General features: G+C 42.3%; 21 protein-coding genes, 1 other RNA gene, 2 riboswitches and 1 other annotated feature. Of the genes, 3 read left to right on the top strand and 19 right to left on the bottom strand.

Features of this window, described 5'->3' with window-relative positions:
• The 8 genes from A8F95_RS10480 to A8F95_RS10445 form a co-directional block, all read right to left on the bottom strand.
• Nucleotides 1–416, bottom strand: a 416-nt coding sequence (locus A8F95_RS10480; protein WP_281181765.1) for a biotin carboxylase N-terminal domain-containing protein, incomplete at its 3' end; no start/stop codon positions are given.
• A gap of 183 nt (nucleotides 417–599) precedes the next feature.
• Nucleotides 600–1,997 carry a dihydrolipoyl dehydrogenase gene (gene lpdA, locus A8F95_RS10475; RefSeq protein WP_065410440.1) on the bottom strand — a complete coding sequence of 466 codons (1,398 nt, stop codon included), beginning with the start codon at nucleotides 1,995–1,997 and terminating at the stop codon, nucleotides 600–602.
• Nucleotides 1,998–2,025: 28 nt separating this feature from the next.
• Nucleotides 2,026–2,904 (bottom strand): lipoyl synthase, encoded by an 879-nt coding sequence (lipA, locus tag A8F95_RS10470; protein ID WP_065410439.1) that lies wholly within the window; start codon nucleotides 2,902–2,904, stop codon nucleotides 2,026–2,028.
• A 295-nt stretch (nucleotides 2,905–3,199) separates the two neighbouring features.
• Nucleotides 3,200–3,592 (bottom strand): glycine cleavage system protein GcvH, encoded by a 393-nt coding sequence (gcvH, locus tag A8F95_RS10465; RefSeq protein WP_065410438.1) that lies wholly within the window; start codon nucleotides 3,590–3,592, stop codon nucleotides 3,200–3,202.
• 267 nt (nucleotides 3,593–3,859) lie between these two features.
• Nucleotides 3,860–4,741: an L-serine ammonia-lyase, iron-sulfur-dependent, subunit alpha gene (sdaAA, locus tag A8F95_RS10460; protein WP_049664691.1), complete on the bottom strand. Its 882-nt coding sequence runs from the start codon at nucleotides 4,739–4,741 to the stop codon at nucleotides 3,860–3,862.
• A complete protein-coding gene (locus A8F95_RS10455; RefSeq protein ID WP_065410437.1) occupies nucleotides 4,741–5,259 on the bottom strand; it encodes a serine dehydratase beta chain in 519 nt (172 codons plus the stop codon). The genes sdaAA and A8F95_RS10455 overlap by 1 nt, the downstream gene beginning before the upstream one ends.
• 15 nt (nucleotides 5,260–5,274) lie before the next feature.
• Entirely contained in the window at nucleotides 5,275–6,525 is a 1,251-nt protein-coding gene (gene glyA, locus A8F95_RS10450; protein ID WP_065410436.1) for a serine hydroxymethyltransferase, read from the bottom strand.
• Between the two features lie 140 nt (nucleotides 6,526–6,665).
• Nucleotides 6,666–6,754, bottom strand: a riboswitch (glycine riboswitch).
• A gap of 3 nt (nucleotides 6,755–6,757) precedes the next feature.
• Nucleotides 6,758–6,859: riboswitch (glycine riboswitch) on the bottom strand.
• Nucleotides 6,860–7,017: 158 nt separating this feature from the next.
• A complete protein-coding gene (locus A8F95_RS10445; RefSeq protein ID WP_065410435.1) occupies nucleotides 7,018–7,644 on the bottom strand; it encodes a nitroreductase family protein in 627 nt (208 codons plus the stop codon).
• A gap of 117 nt (nucleotides 7,645–7,761) precedes the next feature.
• Here A8F95_RS10445 and A8F95_RS10440 point away from each other — a divergent pair, with 117 nt between their 5' ends.
• Both A8F95_RS10440 and A8F95_RS10435 read left to right on the top strand, forming a co-directional pair.
• Complete coding sequence (locus tag A8F95_RS10440; RefSeq protein ID WP_245671241.1) at nucleotides 7,762–8,121, top strand: winged helix-turn-helix transcriptional regulator; 360 nt, start codon at nucleotides 7,762–7,764, stop codon at nucleotides 8,119–8,121.
• A 268-nt stretch (nucleotides 8,122–8,389) separates the two neighbouring features.
• The gene (locus tag A8F95_RS10435) at nucleotides 8,390–8,677 is read left to right on the top strand and encodes a hypothetical protein (protein WP_245671239.1); all 288 of its coding nucleotides are present in this window, start codon (nucleotides 8,390–8,392) and stop codon (nucleotides 8,675–8,677) included.
• A 436-nt stretch (nucleotides 8,678–9,113) separates the two neighbouring features.
• Here the strand turns inward: A8F95_RS10435 and ssrA are convergent.
• The 9 genes from ssrA to argS form a co-directional block, all read right to left on the bottom strand.
• Nucleotides 9,114–9,455, bottom strand: a transfer-messenger RNA (tmRNA) gene (gene ssrA / locus A8F95_RS10430).
• 101 nt (nucleotides 9,456–9,556) lie between these two features.
• Nucleotides 9,557–10,024, bottom strand: a complete 468-nt coding sequence (gene smpB / locus A8F95_RS10425) for an SsrA-binding protein SmpB (RefSeq protein ID WP_049664704.1) — start codon at nucleotides 10,022–10,024, stop codon at nucleotides 9,557–9,559.
• A gap of 60 nt (nucleotides 10,025–10,084) precedes the next feature.
• Nucleotides 10,085–12,427 carry a ribonuclease R gene (gene rnr / locus A8F95_RS10420; RefSeq protein ID WP_065410433.1) on the bottom strand — a complete coding sequence of 781 codons (2,343 nt, stop codon included), beginning with the start codon at nucleotides 12,425–12,427 and terminating at the stop codon, nucleotides 10,085–10,087.
• Nucleotides 12,428–12,451: 24 nt separating this feature from the next.
• Entirely contained in the window at nucleotides 12,452–13,198 is a 747-nt protein-coding gene (locus tag A8F95_RS10415; RefSeq protein ID WP_065410432.1) for an alpha/beta hydrolase, read from the bottom strand.
• Between the two features lie 270 nt (nucleotides 13,199–13,468).
• Nucleotides 13,469–14,047 carry a TetR/AcrR family transcriptional regulator gene (locus A8F95_RS10410; RefSeq protein ID WP_049664712.1) on the bottom strand — a complete coding sequence of 193 codons (579 nt, stop codon included), beginning with the start codon at nucleotides 14,045–14,047 and terminating at the stop codon, nucleotides 13,469–13,471.
• A gap of 133 nt (nucleotides 14,048–14,180) precedes the next feature.
• Nucleotides 14,181–15,818, bottom strand: coding sequence for an amidohydrolase (locus A8F95_RS10405; RefSeq protein ID WP_065410431.1), 1,638 nt, complete (start codon nucleotides 15,816–15,818; stop codon nucleotides 14,181–14,183).
• 53 nt (nucleotides 15,819–15,871) lie between these two features.
• Nucleotides 15,872–17,221: an APC family permease gene (locus A8F95_RS10400; protein WP_065410430.1), complete on the bottom strand. Its 1,350-nt coding sequence runs from the start codon at nucleotides 17,219–17,221 to the stop codon at nucleotides 15,872–15,874.
• 73 nt (nucleotides 17,222–17,294) lie between these two features.
• A complete protein-coding gene (gene speB / locus A8F95_RS10395; RefSeq protein WP_049664717.1) occupies nucleotides 17,295–18,251 on the bottom strand; it encodes an agmatinase in 957 nt (318 codons plus the stop codon).
• A gap of 193 nt (nucleotides 18,252–18,444) precedes the next feature.
• Entirely contained in the window at nucleotides 18,445–20,136 is a 1,692-nt protein-coding gene (gene argS, locus A8F95_RS10390; protein ID WP_065410429.1) for an arginine--tRNA ligase, read from the bottom strand.
• A gap of 47 nt (nucleotides 20,137–20,183) precedes the next feature.
• Nucleotides 20,184–20,401 (bottom strand) — a binding site (T-box leader).
• A gap of 327 nt (nucleotides 20,402–20,728) precedes the next feature.
• On the opposite strand from argS, the gene A8F95_RS10385 reads away from it, so the two are divergent.
• Nucleotides 20,729–22,114: an APC family permease gene (locus tag A8F95_RS10385; protein ID WP_065410428.1), complete on the top strand. Its 1,386-nt coding sequence runs from the start codon at nucleotides 20,729–20,731 to the stop codon at nucleotides 22,112–22,114.
• 73 nt (nucleotides 22,115–22,187) lie between these two features.
• Here the strand turns inward: A8F95_RS10385 and secG are convergent, their stop codons facing one another.
• Both secG and eno read right to left on the bottom strand, forming a co-directional pair.
• Complete coding sequence (gene secG / locus A8F95_RS10380; protein WP_065410427.1) at nucleotides 22,188–22,421, bottom strand: preprotein translocase subunit SecG; 234 nt, start codon at nucleotides 22,419–22,421, stop codon at nucleotides 22,188–22,190.
• A gap of 141 nt (nucleotides 22,422–22,562) precedes the next feature.
• The gene (eno, locus tag A8F95_RS10375) at nucleotides 22,563–23,858 is read right to left on the bottom strand and encodes a phosphopyruvate hydratase (protein ID WP_065410426.1); all 1,296 of its coding nucleotides are present in this window, start codon (nucleotides 23,856–23,858) and stop codon (nucleotides 22,563–22,565) included.
• Nucleotides 23,859–23,871 lie beyond the last annotated feature (13 nt).

Here is a 23,871-nt window from a genome sequence, read left to right as displayed (position 1 = left end):
CCGTCTGTCCCTGGGATGACTGGAATGTCCGCCCGCTGCGCCTGGATTCTCGCTTTGACTTTATCTCCAAACATATCTAAATGCTGAGAAGTAGGACCGATAAAAATAATGCCTTCTTCCTCACAGCGCTTAGCAAATTCGATATTTTCTGATAAAAAACCATACCCTGGGTGAATCGCATCAACTTCTGCCTGTTTAGCAATCTCGATAATGTTTTCAATATCCAGATAAGCGTCAATCGGCTTCCTGCCTTTCCCCACAAGATAGGCTTCGTCCGCTTTGTAGCGGTGATAAGATCCTGAATCTTCCTTGGAGTAAATCGCTACTGTCCGGATATGGAGCTCCGTACAGGCACGAAATACGCGAATGGCAATTTCTCCTCTATTCGCTACGAGTATCTTATTGATTTTCCTCATTTTCACATGCCTCCTAAGAAGTGATCTACAAGGAGTGAGTACCCCTTAGCCGTCTTTATAAAGGCTTACTTTAGAGATAAGAAATCATGACTCAGACTGCCGATATACGTTGCCTATGCCCCTGTTATTCAGTGTCTCTGGAAACGCGGCTCAAACAGTCTTGCTCCTCCTCAAGTTTCTCTTTTAAGCGTGGATTTCCTTTCCCTCTACCGCTAATGCAGCTTCGCCGATTGCTTCTGTTAAGGTTGGATGAGGATGTATCGTATGCGCAATATCCATAGACGTTGCGTTCAATACTTGAGCAAGACCCGCTTCCGTAATCATATCTGTCACATGCGGTCCAACCATATGCGCTCCTAGGAGTTTATTAGATCCTTCCTCAACGATCAGTTTAACGAAGCCGTCGGTTTCTCCAAAAACAAGCGCTTTTCCGATCGCTCGGAATGAAAATTTTCCGGTTTTTACTTGATATCCTTTTTCCTGTGCCTCTTCTTCTGTTAATCCTACACTGGCAACTTCAGGACTGCTATATACACATTTTGATACGAGCGCCGGATTAAGCGGGGACGGATTTTGATCTGCGATATGCTCAATGGCAATCATTCCTTCATGCGAAGCAACATGAGCAAGTTGTAACCCGCCAATCACATCGCCAATCGCATACATGCCTGGTTCATCCGTCTGATAATACTCATTGGTTTTAATAAACCCTCTCTCTAATGAGACGGAGGTATTTTCTAGGCCTACTCCTTCAACATTCGGTTGTCTTCCAACCGACATTAACAACTTATCAGCAGAAAATGATTTTTCGCTTCCTTTATGCTCTGCTCTAATCGAAACTCCATCGCCTTTTTCTAATGTTTCTGGCAATACCTTTGCGCTTGTAATAATTTTGACACCTTTTTTCTTCATAAGACGCTGGACTTCTTTTGAAATATCTTTATCTTCTGTCGGCAAGATGCGGTCTGCATATTCAATGACGGTTACGTCTAAACCAAAGTCAACGAGCATAGACGCCCATTCAATGCCAATAACGCCGCCGCCGACAACGATAATAGAACTTGGCAGCTCTTCCATTTGCAGCGCCTCGTCGGATGTCATCACATATTGTCCATCCGCTTCTAAACCAGGGAGCGTTCTTGGACGAGACCCTGTTGCAATCACTATATTTTCTGCGTTTAGCAATATGTTCTCTTCTCCACTTCTCAACTCAACTGAAACAGCCTTTGGTTGGACGATGTGACCCTTTCCTTCATATACATCGATTTTCCCTTTTTTCATTAAATGCTGGATACCTTTAAGCAAACGGGCCGTAATTGACTCTTTTCGAGCCTGGACCTTAGAGAAGTCTAAACGTACTTCAGGAGCAATGACCCCAAACTCCTCGCCATTTTTTGCATTTTTGTATATTTCTGCACTTCTCAATAATGCCTTACTCGGGATACAGCCTGCATGAAGGCACGTCCCACCAAGCTCTCCCTTTTCTACCACTGCCGTTTTTAAACCTAACTGTGAAGCTCGAATGGCTGCAACGTATCCACCCGTTCCGCCACCAATGATCGCAAGATCATATACTCCCATTTTGTTCTCCCCTTTTTATTTACTCACTTTATCGGTTCGATACAGCAGCACGAACCTGTTCATCTGCATGATAGGAAGAACGAACGAGAGGGCCTGCCTCGCAATGACTGAATCCTTTCGCTAAAGCAATCTCCTTTAATTCATTGAATTCTTCTGGACTCCAATATTTCTGCACCTTTAAATGTCGTTTTGTTGGTTGTAAATACTGCCCAATGGTTACGATATCTACGTTGTTAGCCAATAGGTCATCCATCGTTTCAATAATTTCTTCCTTTGTTTCTCCGAGCCCAATCATAATGCTGGATTTCGTCGGCGTAAGCGGATTTAGTTCTTTTGCTCTTCTTAAAAGTTCAAGAGAACGCTCATAAGTTGCCCGCGCACGGACTCTCGGCGTTAACCTTCTTACCGTTTCAATATTGTGATTTAAAATATCTGGTTTGGCATCCATTAACAGCTTTAAGTTTTCATATTTTCCATTCATATCAGAAGGCAATACTTCAATGCTGCAAAACGGGTTGCGTTCTCTTACGGCTCTTACCGTTTCGGCAAAAACGCCTGCACCGCCATCCTTTAAATCATCACGAGCTACAGCCGTAATGACCACATGCTTTAACCCCATTTGCTCGACTGATTCTGCTACACGCTTCGGCTCGTTCCAATCTAGTTCCGTTGGAAGGCCAGTCTGCACAGCACAGAAACGGCAGGCACGCGTGCAGACACTTCCTAAAATCATAAAGGTTGCCGTTTTACGCACAGCCCAGCATTCGTGGATATTAGGACATTTTGCTTCTTCACAAACCGTGTGCAGCTTTTTTTCACGCATCATTTTTTTTAGTCCTGTATAGTCCTCGTTTGTATTTAATTTAATTTTGAGCCATTCCGGTTTGCGGACATACTCATTCGCCATATCATCCACTCCTACCACGCTTGACTTAATTTTGACTTAATTAAAACCACTAGAATGAGTAGGTTAGAAAGTAACTTTTTCACGCCCTTCATTCACAGTGGTTTCGCCTTACGTTCATACATAATGGAAGGTCTTCCGTCTCTTTCTCTTGTATGTCATGCAGTGTTGAGCTGTCCTAGCTACTGATTGTGCGAAAGATAGAACGGAAAACTGTGTGCTTGATTGTTAACTCCTAACGAAAAAACTTCCCCTTCTCTTGTTTTACATAAAAGAGGGAATAGCGTTCATGCTCTGCTTACTCTTCTTCACGAATAAATTCTTGGTAGCCATTTTCGCTTAAAAGTTCTTTAAGCTCTTCTGGATTAGACATTTCTACTTCAATTAACCAGCCGTCTTCGTATGGCTGCTCGTTAATTAACGCAGGTTCATCCTCTAATAGCTCATTCACTGTCACAACCGTGCCAGATACCGGAGAGAATAACTCTGATACCGCCTTGACCGATTCAATTGTTCCCATCGATTCATTTGCTGTTACTTCGCCATCCACTTCTGGATTTTCTACGAATACGATATCGCCCAACTGTTTTTGTGCATAATCAGAAATACCGATTCTTACGCGGTTGCCACTTAGTTGAAATACCCATTCGTGTTCTTGGCTATATAGTAAATCTGCAGTCGCTTTTGTCATTGTTTCTTTTCTCCCTTTCTCTACAAACGCTTTTTCTTTTATTTATATAAAAACTTAATAAACCCCTTTTGGGTAAGACCGCACCTCTATCGCGACGTCTTTTTTGTGTATGGATGGGGACAACTACCCAAAGCTATACCCCATCCTTTCTTCCCCCTGAAAATACGTAGCGGTCAAACTCACGCTTCCCCTTTTATCGTGATGTTAGATCCAGACCAAAGTGTCGTTCCCTCTACACGATGTCTGTATTGCTTTACGAACTTTTCATTATTTTTTACTGCAAAACAGCCGTTCTTTAACCTTGAGTCCCGTTTCCGTTACGGCAAGTCCCCCAAGAGCTGTTTCTCGAAGTGTTCTTGGCATGTCTTTCCCCACTTTATACATCGCCTCAATCACTTCATCACATGGAATCCGGCTTTCTACCCCGGCCAGAGCCAGATCGGCAGCAGAAAAGGCGATGGATGTGCCAATTGCATTTCGTTTAACGCAAGGCACTTCGACAAGACCCGCCACAGGATCACAAACTAACCCTAAAAGAGATTTCATCGCTATAGCGGTTGCATGTACCGCTTGCTGCGGGCTTCCTCCCTTTAATTCCGTAATGGTGCCGGCAGCCATCGCAGCCGCCGAGCCAACCTCCGCCTGACAACCGCCAGCAGCACCTGAAATGAATGAGCGATTGGCAATTACATATCCAAGCATGCTAGCCGTGAATAATCCCATAACCAAATCTTTAAAAGGCGTTCCATCATTTTGATGCAGGGAGAACAGCACACCAGGCAAAATGCCTGCTGCCCCAGCAGTTGGAGTGGCTACAATGACACCCATTCGGGCATTGCTCTCTGAAGTAGCGAGTGAAAATGTCATAGCCTGGCTAATATAGCTGCCTGTAAGCGGTTTTCCAGACTTCACGTACTCTCCCATCTTAACGGCATCTCCCCCTGAAATGCCGCTTGGTGCAGGAGAGGAATCCTTTGTTCCAATATCAACAGCTTCCTTCATCTTGATCAATCGTTCTTCCATCATACGAAGAATCGTTTGTTGATCTCTTCCTGACTTCTTTTCTTCCAGCATCAGCATGGTTTCACCGATCGTTTTCTGTTCCTTTTCACAGAATTCCAGAAGTTCTCTCATTGATAAAATTTCCATCAGGCATTCCTCGCAATTTCTTCTCTTAATCGGTACACTTGGTAGTTTTTAGCCAAGGCTGAAAAATCATCGCTTGTGCTCAGGCGGATATCCACCATTCGTCCATTAATCATAAAGATTTTGGATAAACCGCCTCCTAGCGAAGCTCCGCCTACTTTTACAAGATGATCCCCTCGTTTTGCGGTTACCATCGTTGTATTGGGATGATCAAAGAATAGGCAAGACCCTTGAGGTTCAATCGTATAGTCAAGACCCGATTTATGTGCAAGCTGCAATGCATGCCGAATTCCTGGGTCATCCGTACCCATGCCGAGTAACCCGCCAAGAAGTGCTTTATCTGTCCCATGCCCTTGATACGTTTCAGCAAAAGAGTCGTAGAAAATAATGTCCGCCTCTTCAGGACAACCATCCAACAGTTCATAAATGAATTTACCAATCGACACAACACCAGCAGTATGGGAACTTGATGGTCCAACCATAATAGGTCCGATAATATCAAAGCAACTCTGAAATTCCATTATGATGCTCCTTTCTTATACGTTGATCGGCTGTTGGAATAACGGATAAGCTCCGCAGATAGACGCAGTTTTTTCTTTAGCCTCTGCCACTACTGCCGGCTCTCCTTTACTTTTCAGTACAGCAGCAATCACTTGGGCAATCTGTTCCATTTGTTCTTCTTTCATTCCACGCGTTGTTAAAGCAGCAGTTCCCATCCGGACTCCGCTCGTCACAAAAGGACTTTCCGGATCGTAAGGAATGGTATTCTTATTCACTGTGATTCCTGCTTCTTCAAGCAGACGCTCCGCTTCTTTTCCAGTTAACCCCCATGGACGCACATCTAGCAAAATCAAATGATTATCCGTTCCCCCAGAAACAAGAGCTGCTCCTTCTTTCTTTAATACTTCCCCAAGTTTTTGGCTGTTTTTGATCACTTGTTTGGCGTAATCTTTAAAGGCTGGCTGTAGAGCTTCGTTAAAAGCAACCGCTTTTGCGGCAATGATATGCATCAACGGGCCACCTTGAATACCAGGGAATACCGCTTTATTAATCGCTTTGATGATTTCTTCGTCGTTCGTTAAAATAATGCCGCCGCGTGGTCCTCTTAATGTTTTATGAGTGGTGCTTGTCACCACATCTGCATAAGGAACCGGAGAAGGGTGAAGACCGGCTGCTACAAGTCCCGCGATGTGTGCCATGTCCACCATGAACTTTGCACCCACTTGATCGGCAATTTCTTTGAACCTAGCAAAATCAATCGTTCTTGGGTAAGCGCTTGCACCGGCAATAATTAATTTTGGCTTTTCTTTACGAGCCATCGCCTCTACTTCGTCATAATCAATTAATTGTGTATCTTCCTTGACTCCGTAAGAAACTACCTCAAACCACTTGCCAGAGATGCTTACAGGACTTCCGTGAGTTAAATGCCCGCCGTGCGAAAGATTCATCCCCATAATTTTGTCGCCAGGCTGAAGCAATGCATAAAAAACAGCAAGGTTCGCCTGTGCCCCTGAATGAGGCTGAACATTAGCATACTTGGCACCGAACAGTGTCGTTAACCGTTCAATCGCTGTCCGCTCTGCCACATCAACAAATTCACAGCCGCCATAATAACGTTTCCCCGGATAGCCCTCAGCATATTTATTTGTCATGACGCTTCCCATTGCTTCTAAAACATCCGGGCTGACAAAGTTCTCTGATGCAATCAACTCCAGCGTTTCATGCTGGCGACGTCTCTCATGCTCAATCGCTTCAAAAATAGTCAAATCATTGTTTTGCAAACTCATCTCTACGCCTCCTATTCGTTTACATTTCGTTCGCTCTCTGCTGAATAACCAAGCCTTTTCACTTTTCTCTTTTAGAAAAGTGCTCTATCTCGTCACCTTTTCTGCACACAAAAAAGGACAGAAAAGGGTAATGTTCCCTTCTCTGTCCTTTTACCTGAGAGTTTAACTCCATCCAGCGATCGGATCGAGTCTTCCCCTTTGGTGGCGTATTTAAACGCGCTCTCCAGAGGTGCGTCCCATTGTGGTTCTTCTACCTGAGAGATTAGTTCCAAGGGTCTTTTTTGGAACTTGCTCCTTCGGTGGCTCATTACTCGCACTCTCCCACAATCGTCATCCGCTATGTTTCGTTTAGAATATTAAAAATAGTTGTAATTGTCAACTGTTTTTTGATTAATTTGTTATTTTTTTATCCTTAATAAAACGAACAAAGGAGCAGCCTGCAAAATCGCAGAATGCTCCTTTATGTCCCTAGTAATAGGGGATGTTATTTAATCAGATAAAACGAACCATTTCTTCAAGTGGCAGCCGGGTCGTTTTATGAGCTGGCGCAGCGGCCTTGCCAAGAGCGATTAAAACAATTGGAATATATCTTTCTGGCACATCAAACCGCTCAGCAAATTTTTGCTTATCAAATCCACCCATAGTCACCGTATCGTAACCATTCGCTTTGGCAATCAGCATAAGCTGCATCGAGACGAGGCCTGTGTCAAATGAAGCAATATTAGCTCTTGCTTCAACAGGCGCATTCGGATAACTATTATTCGTATTTTGAATCAGCTTGTTCATGCTCTCTTCGTCGATGAAACCTGCCTCATAGCTGCTACGGTATACTTTTTCGACATTCTTGTACATTTCAATGTCACCTAAAACGGCAATAACCGCTGAAGATGTCTCAACTTGCTCCTGATTATAAGCAATAGCCTTCAGTTCCTTTTTCGTTTCTTCATCATCAATGACGATAAAGCGCCAAGGTTGAAGATTACTAGATGATGGAGCTAACATGGCTTCCTGCAGCATTTCCTCTATTTCCTGTCTCGGAATTTTATAATGTGGATCATATTTTCTAACAGAGTGACGATTGCGAATGACCTCTGATAAGCTTTGCATCGTTGTTATCATACTTTTCCCTCCCAATTAAACTTACTAATAGTAAGTTCAAAAATAAGCTTACTACTAGTAAGCTTGGGTTGTCAAATACTCTATGCTAAAATTAATATAAAAAACATTGAGGTTATCATGATGAGCGAACAAAATGAATGGAATTGTTCTCAGAAGAAGCATACAGACAAAGCGACGATTTGCGATAACTTTCACCACACGATTGAATTCATCGGCAAGCGTTGGATGGGAATCATTATTTATACTTTGCTGAAGGGCGATAAAAGATATCACGAATTACTAAATGAAATCCCAGGCATCTCTGACCGGCTCCTCACAGAACGGCTGCGCGAGCTGGAAAACGAAGGATTAGTCGTAAAGAAAGCATTCGAATCCTCCCCAAGAAAAGTCATCTATTCCTTAACCCCAATCGGAAGAGAACTAGAAGATGTCATTACAGCTGTTATGCGCTGGGTTAGTAAAGCTTCTCGCATCTAAATTCTATACTTGGATTATTATCTAAATAAAACTTAATTTTTATTATCCTTTCTTAGAAAAATAGACTCATAGAAATAACAATTCTATTTTTTGAAGCTTCTATACAAGTTGATGAGCATCACAACTTGACGAGTTTTTTCTTTCATAAAGCTTCCATTTTCATGAATAACAATAATTTAGGGGGAGAGGACATGAAAGATTGGGAAGCGGGCTATTTAGCAGGGATTATAGATGAGGAAGGCTCTATCACACTAACTAGAATGCATCAATGAGAACATCGGCGCCTTGCATTACCATTTCTTCGTCGGATAAAGAGCTTCTTCTATACATTCAAACACTAACTGGTGGAGCCATTAGTAACAAGAAGAATTATAAGCCTGGACTTCACAAGGACTCTTATACATTGTCCATAAAGAACAAAGAGAGTGTGTTGATGATTTTAAAAGAAATTTCCCTCTATCTCAGAATAGATAAAAAAGAAATCGAGCCATATGGATATTGGAACACTACGACAGAGTCACTCCTCGAAATGGAAAGTATACAACAGCTATGTTAAAAGCAAAATTATTATTTGAGGAAGCATTTTTTAACATATAAAAACGGTTAAAGACCTCCTTCTTGTTCACGAACACAAAAAGACTTGCCACATTTGGCAAGTCTTTTAATTAACTAGGTAATATCCACCAAATTATGTATGGTGGAGACGGTGGGACGTGCTTTTCCATGCTTTCGTCATGGCACTGACTATATCTTGAACCTACGTAGTAAGACAGGTCCTTCGGCGTCTTATGCGAAAAATAGATTTACCCGGATCTCCAGGCAGCTTTCCGCATCCTAGTACTGCCCGCTAAGTGGCAGCCTATAAGTCGATACACGGCTGTTGGATTACTCCACATACCGCTCGGCATTGCCTTATCACCATTCGATGACTTAGGTTTCACCGATAAAGCCGAATTTTCACTTGTATGTTACCATACAAGGCGACTATTTACTAATCGAACCCACGTCCAAAGATAACGGCACTTGAACATCTACGAGCGTAGTCGATATATTCGAGTTTCGCTGTTCCTTCTGCCTATCGACGGGCGTCTTGACAGCTAGCCTGATTCATCTCTTCCTTTGTCCCCAGGCGGAGAACTACGGCGTAGCCCACTAAGAGTGAGTCCCTTACCCTACCACATGGGCGATGGAGGGAGGAACCGCTTCAAGCTGTTATTAGGCAGCTAAAGCGAGGTTGTTGTTTTGTTTGCCAGTTATTATTGGCTTTGACGTTTTTGCGAGGACGATCCCCTCGGCTCGCAGCCCAAGCTCGAACTATCCCTGTCGAATCCGTAACGTCCCCATTATAAAAATAGGAATTGGACTCTATGTCCGAAGCTCAGCTACAGTTCTTATTATAACATAATAAGCAAAAAAAGCAACAGCTGTTCGCTTTTCACCCTTTTTGCCGTTCTCTAAATGCACGCTCCACGTCGCGCTTCGCTTCTTTCTTCTTCAAATCTTCCCGCTTATCGAATTTTTTCTTCCCTTTAGCCAGACCAATTAACAGTTTCGCATAGCCGTCTTTTAAGTACATTTTTAGCGGCACAATAGAATAGCCAGCTTCCTTCGTTTCCCCGATCAGCTTATCAATCTGCTTGCGGTGCAGCAGCAGCTTTCTCGTTCTAAGCGGATCATGGTTATAACGGTTCCCTTGTTCATAAGGGCTGATATGCATGTTATATACAAATACTTCCCCTTTTTGTATGCGGGCAAACGCATCTTTCAAATTTACCCGTCCGGCGCGAATTGATTTAATTTCAGTTCCTTGCAGTACAATCCCCGCTTCAAATGTTTCTTCGATAAAAAAATCATGATGCGCCTTTTTGTTTTGCGCGACTACTTTTCCTTCTCCCTTTGGCATCCTTCTTCACCTTCCATTATTCAGTCCGACCCGGCGGCTAAAAAAGCCGCCGGGTACCTATTATCCTTTATTCCGGCGTCTTTTCTTCGCTTGCTTTTTCGGTACGCCTTCATAATACTTGCCGCGTTTTTTCTTTTTGTTCGGCGACTGATTCGTCCACTCACCGCCCGCTCCTTCTTCACTGTTTCCTTGCGGGCCGCTCGCTTTTTGGCTTTTTGATTTTACATTAATCGTTTTGGCCTCCGCAGCTGGACGCTTTCTTATATTTTTCATGCCAACGATTTCAAAGTCAATCGATTGTTCGTCCTTATTGACATCTCTCACCCGAACAGTGATTTGGTCACCGATGCGGAACACATTGCCCGTTCGCTCGCCAATCATAGCAAACTGGCGCTCATCATAACGGTAATAATCATCTGTCATATAAGAAACATGAACTAAACCTTCAATTGTATTTTCCAGTTCAACGAACATACCGAAGTTTGTAACAGAACTGATGATGCCGTCAAATTCTTCCCCAATCTTATCTAGCATAAATTCTGCTTTTTTCAGTTCATCTGTGTCACGCTCTGCTTCTACAGCCCGGCGTTCCATATTTGATGTGTGCTCAGCAATTTCTGGCAGGCGCGCCTCCCACTTTGCTTGTGTTGCTGAGTCGACATGCCTTTCAATTAAATACGTACGGATCAAACGGTGTACAATTAAATCCGGATAACGGCGAATTGGCGAAGTGAAATGAGTATAATAATCCGTTGATAATCCAAAGTGGCCTAAGCTCTCATCAAAGTATTTCGCCTGCTGCATAGAACGAAGCATAACTGTTGAGATGACTACCTCTTCCGGCTTCCCTTGAATCGCTTCCAGCACCTCTTGTAAAGCCCGTGGATGCACAGCGTTTGATGTACCTTTTACAACAAGCCCAAAATTCGTAATAAACTCAAAGAAACGCTGTAATTTATCTTCTTTTGGATCTTCATGGATTCGATAAATGAATGGAACGTCCATCCAATGGAAATGTTCAGCTACTGTTTCATTCGCTGCCAGCATGAACTCTTCAATTAACCGTTCGGCAACGGAGCGTTCACGCAACACGACATCGATTGGTTTGCTGTCTTCATCGACAATGACTTTTGATTCTTTAAAATCAAAGTCAATAGCGCCGCGTTTTTCCCGCTTTCTGCGTAAAATAGCCGCCAGCTCTTCCATATTCTCAAACAACGGCACGAGCGGTTCGTATTTAGCCCGTAGTTCTTCGTCTTTGTCAACGAGAATTTGATTCACATCGTTGTACGTCATTCGCTCTGTCGTCTTAATAACACTTTGGAAGATCTCATGTTTGACCACTTCCCCTGATGGGTTAATCTCCATTTCACACGAGAGCGTCAATCGGTCCACTTTCGGATTCAATGAACAAATGCCGTTGGAAAGACGATGCGGAATCATTGGAATGACGCGGTCAACTAAGTAGACACTTGTTCCCCGCTCATATGCTTCTTCATCAATAGGTGAACCTTCTGTCACATAATAACTGACATCCGCAATGTGAACGCCAAGCTTATAATTGCCATTATCAAGCTTGGTCACGGTAACAGCATCATCTAAATCTTTCGCATCGGCCCCGTCAATCGTTACAATCGTTTGATCACGCAAATCCCGGCGGCCTTCTATATCCTTTTCACTAATTGTTTCCGGTACAGCATGTGCCTGCGCCATTACCTCTTCAGGAAATTCTTGCGGCAGACCATGCTTGTAAATGATCGAAATAATATCAACGCCCGGATCATTTTTATGGCCAAGAATGTTGATGACTTCTCCTTCAGCACTCTTGCGGCCATCAGGATAAGAAGTAATTTTCACGACGACTTTATGGCCCTCAACAGCGCCATGAGCAGCCTCCTTCGGGATAAAAATGTCGCTCGCAAACTTTTTGTCATCCGGAATAACAAATCCAAAATGCTTGCTGTCCGTGTATGTACCGACAATCTCTGTTTTTCCGCGTTCGAGAATGCGAACAACGGTCCCTTCCCGACGTGATCCGCTCGTTTCCGATGTAATCCGTACAAGAGCAATGTCTCCATTTAAAGCCCCGTTCGTTTCATGGGGCGGAATAAAGACATCATCCATCCCCGGCTCTTCTGGTATTAAAAAGGCAAATCCTTTTGAATGACCGGAAATCTTGCCGCGGATTAAGTTCATTTTCTCCGGCAGGCCATAACGATTGGCTCTCGTCCGAACGACTAGCCCCTTTTCTTCCATATAAACAAGGGCTTTTACAAAGTCCTTAAAATCAGCAGAATCTTCAATCTGCATCATTTCTTCCAGCTCTTTCACTGTGAGCGGCTTGTAAGACTCTTCTTTCATATACGTTAACAGCCGATCAACGAGTTCATTTTGCTGATCCATTATATTCCCTCCTCACATTTCATCTTAATCGTTCCAGTCCAGCCTTTCTAAAAAAGCATAAATATCTTCATGAAGCTGCTCTTTTTCTTTATCAATGGTAATTACGTGACCGGACTCTTCATACCATTTTATTTCCTTCATCGTTGATTCAATCTCGTTGTAAATAATGTTAGCACTCTCTGGATTGATCATCTCGTCATGACGGGCTTGAACGATAAAAGCCGGAGCATAGATCATATCGATATTATTGCGTACATCAGATATGAGATTTTGCAGTGCTTTCAACGTATTCATCGGTGTTTTTTTAAATGCTTCTATTTCTTGTTCAATTACCTCTTCCGATTTTCCTTCAAACTTCTTAAATTGGCGAGCGTAATCGATCACACCTTGATACATTACTTGTTCACTTTTGATATACATCGGCGCACACATCGTCACAATTCCTTTGACAGGAACAGTATAGCCTAGCTTTAACGAAAATACCCCGCCGAGCGATAAGCCAGCTACCGCAATTTCAGTGTGTCCTAAACTTTTCAAGTGCTCGTAGCCGTCCATTACATCTTGCCACCAGTCTTGCGGGCCGGTATGGACCAGCTCCTCCGGCGGTACTCCATGGCCTTTATAATGCGGTGCATGTGATGTGTAGCCCTTTTTCTGCAAAAATCGCCCAAGCATTCGCACGTCGGAAGAGTTCCCCGTGAACCCATGAAGCAAAAGCACCGCCCGCTTCCCAGCTTCAAACGTAAATGGTTTCGGCAAACGTAATCTCATAATTAAAAAAACCCCTTTTCTCTAGTATGAACCGTTCCACAGACATTCATTATCATTTTACGAAATAATGTCCTCAGAAACCAGCAAGAGAGCCCAATTCCTTTTAATAAAAAGATTTCGCCGCTCCAATAAAAGATAAGAGACTAACTGCACGATTTCCCTGTAAAAAATTGAGCGGCCCTTTCCTTAATTAAATAATAGGAAAAGACCGCTGTTCGTTATACTTATCCTTCATAGCACGGTTCCAATTCATATTAAATAGAAAGACTTTTAACTGCTCACGCCTGCCCAAAAAATCTTCCATATATTTTGAAGTCTCGGAGCCATTTTTTCTGTTCCATAGAAAGACAATTCAATAAAGATTCCATCAAGCAAACAGTAATAAGCAATGATTAAATCTTCTATGTTCTCTTCACGTATTTCTTTCTTCTCTATTCCCCGTGTAAAAATCGAGCGCAAAATAGCAGACAAGGCTTCCTCCGATAACAAAAACTCTTCATTGACAAGCTCTTTAAGTGACTCTGGCGGAAAGACTACGGCTCTTCTTAGAAAAGTGGTTTTTTCCTCGTCATCTATGTAATCTTGAGCTGTTAATAGCATAATTTGCTTCAATTGCTCTTCAGAAGAAGCGTCCTTTATACTCTCCATCAGCCGCCTTACATCCTCGATATGATTCCATAAAATCTTCTTATAAATCGTCAAAAATATTTCTTCTTTGCTTTTATAATGGTTGTAGATAGACGGCTTTTGAATCCCGACTCCCTTTGCAATCTCTGCTAAGGTCGTTCCCTCATATCCATTTTTAGCAAATAACGCAATCGCTATAGCGATAATCTTATCTTTTGTCATTAGCAGCCTCCGAATCCTTTTCTTTCATTAAGAAAATGATAAACGATTCTCGCTGTTTAGTCTAAGTGTTTCCTTATAAACTTACACAAAAAGCCCTGTCCTTAGTCAATAGAACTAAAAACAGGACTCTTTGTTAACTGAAAGACGGCTGTTCTTGTTTAGAATAAATAATTTTTCCGTCACTTATCGTCATTTCCACTTTCGTATCAAGAATTTCCTCAACGGGCACATCAAAGATATTTCTATCCAAAACCGCAATATCGGCTAATTTTCCGGCTTCGAGCGTTCCTAGCTCATGATCTCTAAATGTACCAAAGGCTGAACCATACGTATAGGCACGCAGAGCCTCAGATACAGTAATTCGCTCATCAGGGCTCCATACATCTTTTCCGCCGCTGTCAATTCTGGAGACTGCCCGGTATATTTGCAGCATCGGATTTAAAGAATCAATCGGAAAGTCTGTCCCTAACGCAAGCTGTGCTCCTGATTTTTGCAGTGTATTAATAATAAAGACATCTTTTTCCCGTTCTTTGCCGATTCGTTCTGTATAAACTCCTCTCTCGGATAGAGCCATGTGATCCGGCTGCATAGAAGCAATTACTCCTAATGAAGCAAAGCGGGAAACATCGTCTCTATTAATCACTTCTATATGTTCAATTGCATGGCGGGAATCTCTTGCTCCATTAATTTTTTGAGCTTCTTCAAAGACATCCAAAGCTAAACGGATAGCTTCATCCCCGATAGCGTGAAAACGAATACTAAATTCCTCTTTATCGGCTGCAACTACCCAATCTTTTAATTGGTCTGAAGGGAAGGCTGCATGTCCGCAAGTGTCCGGCTGGTCCGCATAAGGCTGAAGCATATAAGCAGTCCGGCTCGTCACGACACCGTCAATGAACTGTTTTAATCCAGCAACTCTTAATTTAGCTGATTGATATTTTTCCCGCAGTTGTTTGGCATAGTCAATATCGCCGTCAAGCTGCGGAAAAAGATGCATGCGCACTGTTAATTGGGCATTCTCTTCAAATTCCTGAAAAAGTTCAAAATCATCTAGCTTGCTTAATGTTTCTGTTCCATATAAATTATTGACGGACGTAACTCCGTAACTCGCTGCTTCTTTTAGAAAATTTCTAAATAAACTAGCTTTCTTACCTTTCGGAAGATCGTAAGCATACTCTGTTACCAATGAAGAAGCTTCCTCAATTAATATGCCTGTCGGTTCCCCGTTATCATCTTTTTCAATGGTCCCATAAGATGGATTTTTCGTATCCTTATCAATATTAGCCATCTCTAATGCTTTACTGTTTACCCATGAATAATGCCCTTCCGCATGAAACAACACAACCGGCCGGTCCGGGAATACACGGTCAAGAGAAAAGCGGCTCGGCAGCCCCTTATCCTCCCAGTAGCTCGAATCCCACATAAAGCCAATAACCCAAGGTTCATCTGGATGCTGTTCTGCGTATTGCTGCACCATTTCGACCGCTTCTTCTTCTGAGCGTGCCTCAAAAAGATTGACACATTCCAATGCAAGACTGCCCATCATCGCATGCAAATGAAAATCATGAAAACCAGGCATAATTAATTTGTCTCCATAATCAAGAACTTTAGTTTCTTCTCCGATCAATGACTGGAGCTCTTCCTTGGAGCCTACTGCTGCAATTTTATTATTAACAATGGCGATCGCTTTTGGCTCCGGGTTGCTTTCAAGTCCTGTAAACACAGCATTGCTAATAAGAACAATATCTGCTTTCTTTTGCTTATTCACCATAACGTCTCCTCTTCTTTTTAAGTTATAAATCTAATAATTACTTATTCAACCATTTACATTTCGTATTCTGTTTCCTCAAAATGCAATTCAGGCGGACGCTGCTTGAACATTTTGGTTAGATGCAGGAGATACCCGAACCCAATGAGCAGCCAAATACTCCCCAGAGTCATGGAATGAATGTCTAGCTTCGTCCAAAATAAAGCCGTTGTAGCAGCCCCCATTAACGGGATGAGCATGTATAACAATAGCCCTTTTATTGAACGTTGTTTTTTTCTGATAAAATAATGGACAAAAACCGAAAGATTCACGAATGTAAAAGCAAATAAGGCACCGAAGTTAATAAAGGAAGTAGCTGTCTCTATACTTAAAAACAGAGCGCTCATCGCGATAACAGCAATAATCAATATATTATAGACAGGTGTCTGGAACTTGGCTGAAAGATGGCCGAATATCTTGTTTGGAAGGATATTTTCCCTTCCCATTGCATATAAAATTCGCGCTCCGCTGCCGCCGGATGCGACCGCTGAAGCAATAGCTGCTGTTACAGTTACAGAAAGAAAGAATGCGTTTAAAAAATTCCCTCCGGCATACATGAAAATCTCCACAGCAGCTGACTCAGGATCCTTAAATGCACTAAAGTTTGGGAAGATGGACTGGGCAAAATAAGTAGAAGCGACGAACAACACTCCACCTATCAAGACAATCCCATAAATAGCCTTGGGCATTACTCTTTTTGGATCTTTCGTTTCTTCTGATAAAGTTGTTATGGCGTCAAATCCTAGAAAGCTAAAACATAACAGAGGGACAACCGCTAATAAATTTGAGAACTTAACATCCGGGTCAAAAAACGGAGCAGACGTGAACAGTTCTCCAGTTCCTTTTTCTTCCAATAGTCCTTTAAAGCACAAAATACAGAAAACCACGATAAAGAGAATTTGAAAAAAGACAAGAAGCGCATTCACATTAGCCGCAATCTTAATCCCAAAAATATTGATAGCGGTTACAATTACGATGAAAGAAAGAATGCATACGCCGATAGGAATTGCCGGCAAGTAAGCATTCACAAAAATCCCAAAAAGCAAGGCACTGATCATAGGACTGAATAGGTAATCCAGCAAAATCACCCATCCCACAAGAAAACCAAGTGATGGACTAATCCCTTTTTGCACAAATGTATAAGCTGATCCTGTTATCGGAAACTCCTGAACCATCTTTCCGTAACTATAAGCGGTAAACAGCATGACCATCAAAGCAATCATATAAGCAACTGGTATCATTCCGTGCGTGCTTTCAATGGCAATACCGTATGTTGTAAATACGGTGATTGGAGCCATAAAAGCAATGCCGAATAAAATTACGTGTCGTAAAGTGAGCGATCGTTTTAATGCCGGAGACCCATTCATGGTGAAGCCTTCCCCCCTATGAATACAATTTAAAGAGCTATCTGCTTTTCAAGTTCATTTCTGAACAGAACACTTATCCCAGAACATTTTCTTTCTCTTGATCTTTAATTTTTAATGCTGTCAAACTGGCAAATTCATGGACGAGTGTTGCCGCCAATAAAGACGTAATCTGCGTCGGATCATAAGTAGGCAGCACCTCTACCAAATCAAATCCGATATAATTAAACCCTGTGAGGGAGCGAACCATTTTTAAGGTCTCAAGACTATTGAAACCGCCTACCTCCAATGTTCCAGTTCCAGGAGCACAGGAAGGATCAACAAAGTCAATATCAAATGTTAAAAAGCACGGTGTATCGCCAATAACTTCTTTCATTTGCTTCAGCACACTTTCAAATCCGCGTTCATAAAGCTCAGGAGTCGTGATCACCTGATACCCTAAATCATAACTCGCTTGCATATCACCCGGGTGATTTAATGTTCCCCGGATGCCAATTTGAAACACCTTATCCGGCTGCAGCAGGCCTTCTTCATGCGCCCGGATAAACGGAGAGCCATGCCAATACTTCTCCTCATAGTATGTATCCCATGTATCTGTATGGGAGTCAAAGTGGATCAACGCGACAGGCCCATGTATTTTAGCTGCAGCACGAAGGTTAGCCAGCGTAACAGAATGGTCTCCTCCTAAACCAATAGGAATGATTCCTTGCTTCATCAAATCGACCATCGCGTTTTCGATTAATTCATAGCTGCGATGAATATTATGAGGAATAACTGGCACATCTCCTATATCAATGGCGTTGCACTCATCAAATGGGTATACCTGATGAATCGGATGATAAGGAAAAAGTGTCATTGAGGCCTGACGAATAGCTTGAGGTGCAAAGCGTGCCCCTACACGAAAAGAAGCGGCTGTATCAAAGGGCATGCCTACGATCGCCAGCTTTGCATTTTCTTTTGAGGAAGGCAAACGCATAAACGTGCCAGTCGTACAAAATTCAGGCTTTACATCGGGTGAAAGTGGATATTTCATTTTTATCAGCTCCTATTGTATGAAATGCTACTAACTACCGGTAGTTAGTTTCACTATAAAACCAGCTTCCTAAAAAGTCAAACTATTTTAAACCTTTAAAATAAAATTAAATGAGTACACCTATGCTTTAAAGCGGAAAGCGTATGGATTCGTTTTCCGCTTTGATTGTAACTCTTTTTTACACAATAATTTTTTACATTTCATCCGGCGCTTCAATTCCAAGCAAGGATAAGCCTTTCCTTAAAACTTGTGTGACGGCCGAAACGAAAGCAAGACGGGATTCCTTCTGCTCATCCTCTTGAAGCACCTTTACCTCTGCATAATATTTGTTAAAAGCCTGTGCCAAATCAATAATATGCTTTGCAACTCGTGAAGGATCAAAGGCCGCTGCCGCTTTTTTAATCGTTTCCGGAAATGCCATCAGCAGACCGATCACTTCCCACTCTTGTTCGCCGGACAGTTGAATAGGCATTTCTTTTTCACCATCCCAAGCGGCCTTCCGCAAAATAGAACAGGCTCTTGCATGCGTATATTGTACGTATGGCCCGGTTTCTCCTTCGAACCGTAAAATATCTTCCAGTGAAAAATCAATGTCATTCATCCGGTAATTTTTCAAGTCATTAAAAACAATGGCTCCGACACCAACCTGTCTCGCGACTTCCTCTTTATTCGGCAGGTTAGGATTTTTCAGCTCGATATTCTCTTTGGCAAGCGCAATGGACTCCTGAAGCACTTCTTCAAGTAAAACAACCTGTCCTTTTCTTGTTGACATTTTCTTGCCGTCTTTACGCATCATACCGAACGAAACATGAACCAGATCGTCTGCCCAGTCAAAGCCCAGTTTTTTTAATACCGCTTTTAATTGTTTAAAATGCAGGCTTTGCTCCCCTCCTACGACATAAAGAGCCTTTTCAAAGTTGTACGTTTCTTTACGGTAAAGAGCCGCTGCTAAATCTCTCGTTGCATACAAAGTAGCCCCGTCTGACTTTTTAATTAAGCAAGGAGGAAGATCTTCTTCTTCCAATGAAACGACTTGAGCCTGCTCTGACTCCGTAAGCAGTCCTCTGCTCTCAAGCAAGTCAACAACATGGTCCATTTTGTCATTGTAAAATGCCTCTCCCGCATACGAATCGAAATCAATATTTAGCAGCTTATAAATTCGTGAAAAGTCCTTTAAGGATTCTGCTCTAAACCACTTCCATAGCTTAGCTGCTTCCTCATCACCATCTTCAAGCCGCTTAAACCATTCACGTCCTTCAGCTTCCAGGCGGACGTTCTTTTCTGCTTCTTCGTGAAATTTCACGTACAAAGCGAGCAGTTCCTTAATGGGATTCGCTTTTACTTTCTCTTCATTTCCCCAGTGTTTATACGCTGTAATCAATTTGCCAAATTGAGTTCCCCAATCACCGAGATGGTTAATTTTCACGGGTTTATAGCCGCATTGAGCCAATAAAAGTGCGAGTGACTGGCCGATCACAGTTGAACGAAGATGCCCCATAGAGAACGGCTTGGCAATATTGGGAGAAGACATGTCAATCGCTACTGTCCTTCTCTTTCCGCTGTTTGAAGCGCCGAAGTTTTGTTTTTTTTGTAAAATCTCTTCAAGCACTTGGGCGGTTACTTCTTGTTTATTCAAAAACACATTAAGATAGCCCCCGGCTGCTTCCACTTTCTCAAAAAGCGGGGAATTTATTTTTTGGCTGACCTCTTGTGCAATCAATTGCGGGGACTTCCGCTCAGTTTTTGCCAATGAAAAGCACGGAAACGCCAGATCTCCACGTTCTAGATGCTTTGGCTTTTCAATGAATGGCTCCAAATGATCCATCGTCACCCTCTCCTCTAATGCCTCATACAGAACTTTTGCAAATTCTTTACTGTACATCATCGTCGTTCTCTCCTTTTAATAAAATAAAAAACCCCGTCTCCTCATTAAGAAGAGACGGGGTTTGTATCCCGCGGTACCACTCTCTTTGTTCCATAACAGAACCGGCTTATTTTTAATAACGGGAAATCCCCGGCTTGCCCTATCATGATCTTTTCAGGCAGGCGTCTCAGAAGTGCGGTTCATCAATCGATCTCGATCAGGCTTCCACCAACCCTGATTCGCTGTGTCCCCTCGTTATGATTACTCTCTTCGTCATCGACTTTTACGTGTATAAATTAGATTTTCATCATTTTCCGCTCTTATTTTTTACACAATTGCAAGATCTATGCCAGAGTCTGAAGCCTGCTAAATGCACAAAAAATACTTAGCTATCCATTTTATCTATTCATTTCACAATAATTTATGCACAACAGAATAAAAATCGCGATAAAACTTTTTCACAAAAAATTGGAAATAATTTATAATGTATATTTAAAAGCTTACGTTTTCTTTGATTACTTTGAATCCGTTTTCATGATTCTCTTCTAGTTGGCATGAAAATTGTAAGAATGTTTGGAGATTTCAAAATAAATTTGTAAAAGGGGGAGAAACCTTGAATGAAAACATTCGTCTTAAAAAGTCCTTAAAGTTGTGGCAAGTTGTTATGATCGGTTTGGCCTATATGGCTCCAATGGTCGTGTTCGACACATTTGGGATTGTTTCAGATATCACAGGCGGCCACGTGCCTGCCGCTTACTTTATTGCTTTGGCAGGGATGCTGTTCACAGCAGCCAGCTATGGAAAGCTTGTTAAAGTCTTTCCTTCAGCCGGTTCAGCCTATACGTATACTCAAAAAGCCATTAGTCCTCATCTCGGGTTTTTGGTCGGTTGGTCTTCACTGCTGGATTATTTATTTTTGCCAATGGTCAACGCTTTACTGACTAAACTTTATTTGAATGCTTTATTTCCAGCGGTGCCTTCGTGGATATGGGTAGTCGGTTTTGTCGGACTAGTCACGCTAATCAACTTGCGCGGCATTAATATCCTTGCTAATTTCAATACACTCTTTGTTCTCATACAAATTGCCATTATGGCCGTATTTGTGTTTCTTGTGATCAAGGGTCTTAACAGCGGCACAGGAACTGGACAACTATTAACTTCTCAGCCTTTCTTTAACGACAGCATGGAAGTAGGAGCTCTCATTGCCGGAGCAACCATTCTCTGCTTTTCTTTTCTAGGGTTTGACGCAGTCACCACTCTCTCAGAAGAAACCCCTGATGCAGGAAAAACGATTCCAAAAGCAATTTTCTTTACAGCGCTTTGGGGAGGCATTATTTTCATTTTTACTTCTTACTTTATTCAAGTATTTTTCCCGGACAACTCAAGATTTAACGACCCAGAAGCGGCTCTCCCTGAAATCGCTTTATACGTCGGGGGCGCTTTATTTCAATCAATCTTTCTTGGCATTACGTTCGTCAATACACTCGCCTCTGGACTCGCCTCTACAGCGAGCGTGTCACGGCTTTTGTATGTTATGGGAAGAGATAATGTTTTTCCGAAAAAATGGTTCGGGTATGTTCACCCTACATGGCGTACGCCGATGTTTAATATTATGATTGCAGCAATCGTTTCTTTATCAGCGATCTTTCTTGATCTTGTTACGGCCACCTCACTGATTAATTTTGGCGCCTTAATCGCCTTCACATTCGTTAACTTATCTGTTATTAGCTACTTTGTTATTCATAAGAAACAGCATAAAACGGTCAAAGGGTTTATTAACTATTTGGTCATGCCGCTCATCGGAGCAGCGATTGTTGGTGTGCTGTGGGTGAACTTGGATATTCATTCTCTAACATTAGGGATCGTCTGGGCCCTCATCGGCTTTTCCTACTTGTTGTATATAACTAAAGGGTTCCGGCAACAACCGCCTCAGTTTGCTGATGAACAAACTGAGATTGCAGAAGAGGTCATTGCTCCAAAAGCGGGAAATGATAAATAAAATAGTATTTTAAAATAAAAAAGGGCTGTCCTAAAAAACGGTAAAACCGATTTCCGGGACAGCTCTCTTTACATTATAGACCAAAATAAGATACGGCAATAGTTAGAGCAAAAAATAAAATAGCTAATACAACCGTCACACGGTGTAATACTAAGTCGATTCCACGAGCTTTCTGTTTACCAAAAAGCTGTTCTGCTCCACCTGAAATAGCTCCAGACAACCCGGCGCTTTTTCCTGACTGCAGCAGCACCACAATAATTAACGCAATAGACACAATCACAAGAAGAGTCAATAACAAAGTGTGCATCGTTCTACCTCCATAAACGAACATACGAATAACCTAACTCTAACATAAAATAACTAAAAAGTGAACAAATTAGCAAAAGGAAATCAAGAAGGGGTCAGTCTTCCACCGCTTTAAAGCAGTGGGAGACTGACCCCCTTATACTTATTTCTTTAAGTTATAGAATGTTTTGCTGCCAAGATATTGAGCAAGCTCCCCAAGCTGGTCTTCGATACGAAGAAGTTGGTTGTATTTAGCGACGCGGTCTGTTCTAGATGGTGCGCCTGTTTTAATTTGTCCTGCATTTGTTGCAACGGCAATATCAGCGATGGTTGCGTCTTCTGTTTCACCAGAGCGGTGAGAAATCACAGCTGTGTAACCAGCGCGTTTCGCCATTTCGATTGCATCAAATGTTTCCGTTAATGTACCAATTTGGTTCACTTTAATAAGGATGGCATTGCCGACGCCTTGCTCGATTCCTTGAGAAAGTTTTGCTGTGTTCGTTACGAACAAGTCATCACCAACAAGCTGCACTTTGCTGCCGATGCGTTCAGTCAGCATTTTGTGGCCTTCCCAGTCATTTTCATCTAATCCATCTTCAATTGAAATGATTGGATATTTAGAAACCATTTCTTCATACCAATCGACCATTTCTGCAGAAGTTTTTACGACCCCTTCTCCGCTCAAATGGTACTTGCCGTCTTCTTTGTTATAAAACTCAGAAGAAGCAGCATCCATCGCTAACTTCACTTGTTCACCAGGCGTGTAGCCTGCTTTTTCAATCGCTTCAATGATCGTTTGCAGAGCTTCTTCGTTTGATTTCAAGTTCGGAGCAAATCCGCCTTCGTCACCTACTGCTGTATTTAAGCCTTTTTCTTTTAGAACGGCTTTTAAGCTATGGAAGATCTCTGCTCCCATGCGCAGAGCTTCTCTGAAGCTTTCCGCTCCCACTGGCATAACCATAAATTCTTGAATATCAACGTTGTTATCAGCGTGCTCACCGCCATTTAAGATGTTCATCATCGGTACTGGCAATTGTTTTGCATTGACACCGCCAAGGTATTCATATAAATGAACGCCAAGGAAATCAGCAGCAGCATGCGCAACAGCCATAGATACACCTAGAATAGCATTGGCACCGAGTTTGCCTTTGTTATCTGTTCCGTCTAATTCAATCATGGCACGGTCAATGCCGATTTGATCCAGTACTTCAAAGCTGCCGACAAGTTCTGGCGCAATGACTTCATTTACATTTTCAACTGCTTTTAATACACCTTTGCCAAGGTAACGGCTTTTGTCACCATCGCGCAATTCAACTGCTTCATATTCTCCAGTAGAAGCACCAGATGGCACGAGCGCTCTTCCGAAAGCGCCGGATTGTGTGTAAACTTCTACTTCCACTGTTGGATTTCCACGGGAATCTAATACTTCGCGTGCATAGATATCAGTAATAATTGGCATAAAAATTCTCTCC

The organism is Pseudobacillus wudalianchiensis, from assembly GCF_001685015.1.
GTDB lineage: Bacteria > Bacillota > Bacilli > Bacillales > Domibacillaceae > Pseudobacillus > Pseudobacillus wudalianchiensis.
Note: the sequence above shows the minus strand (reverse complement) of the source record. Positions and strands in the feature narration are given on the sequence as shown.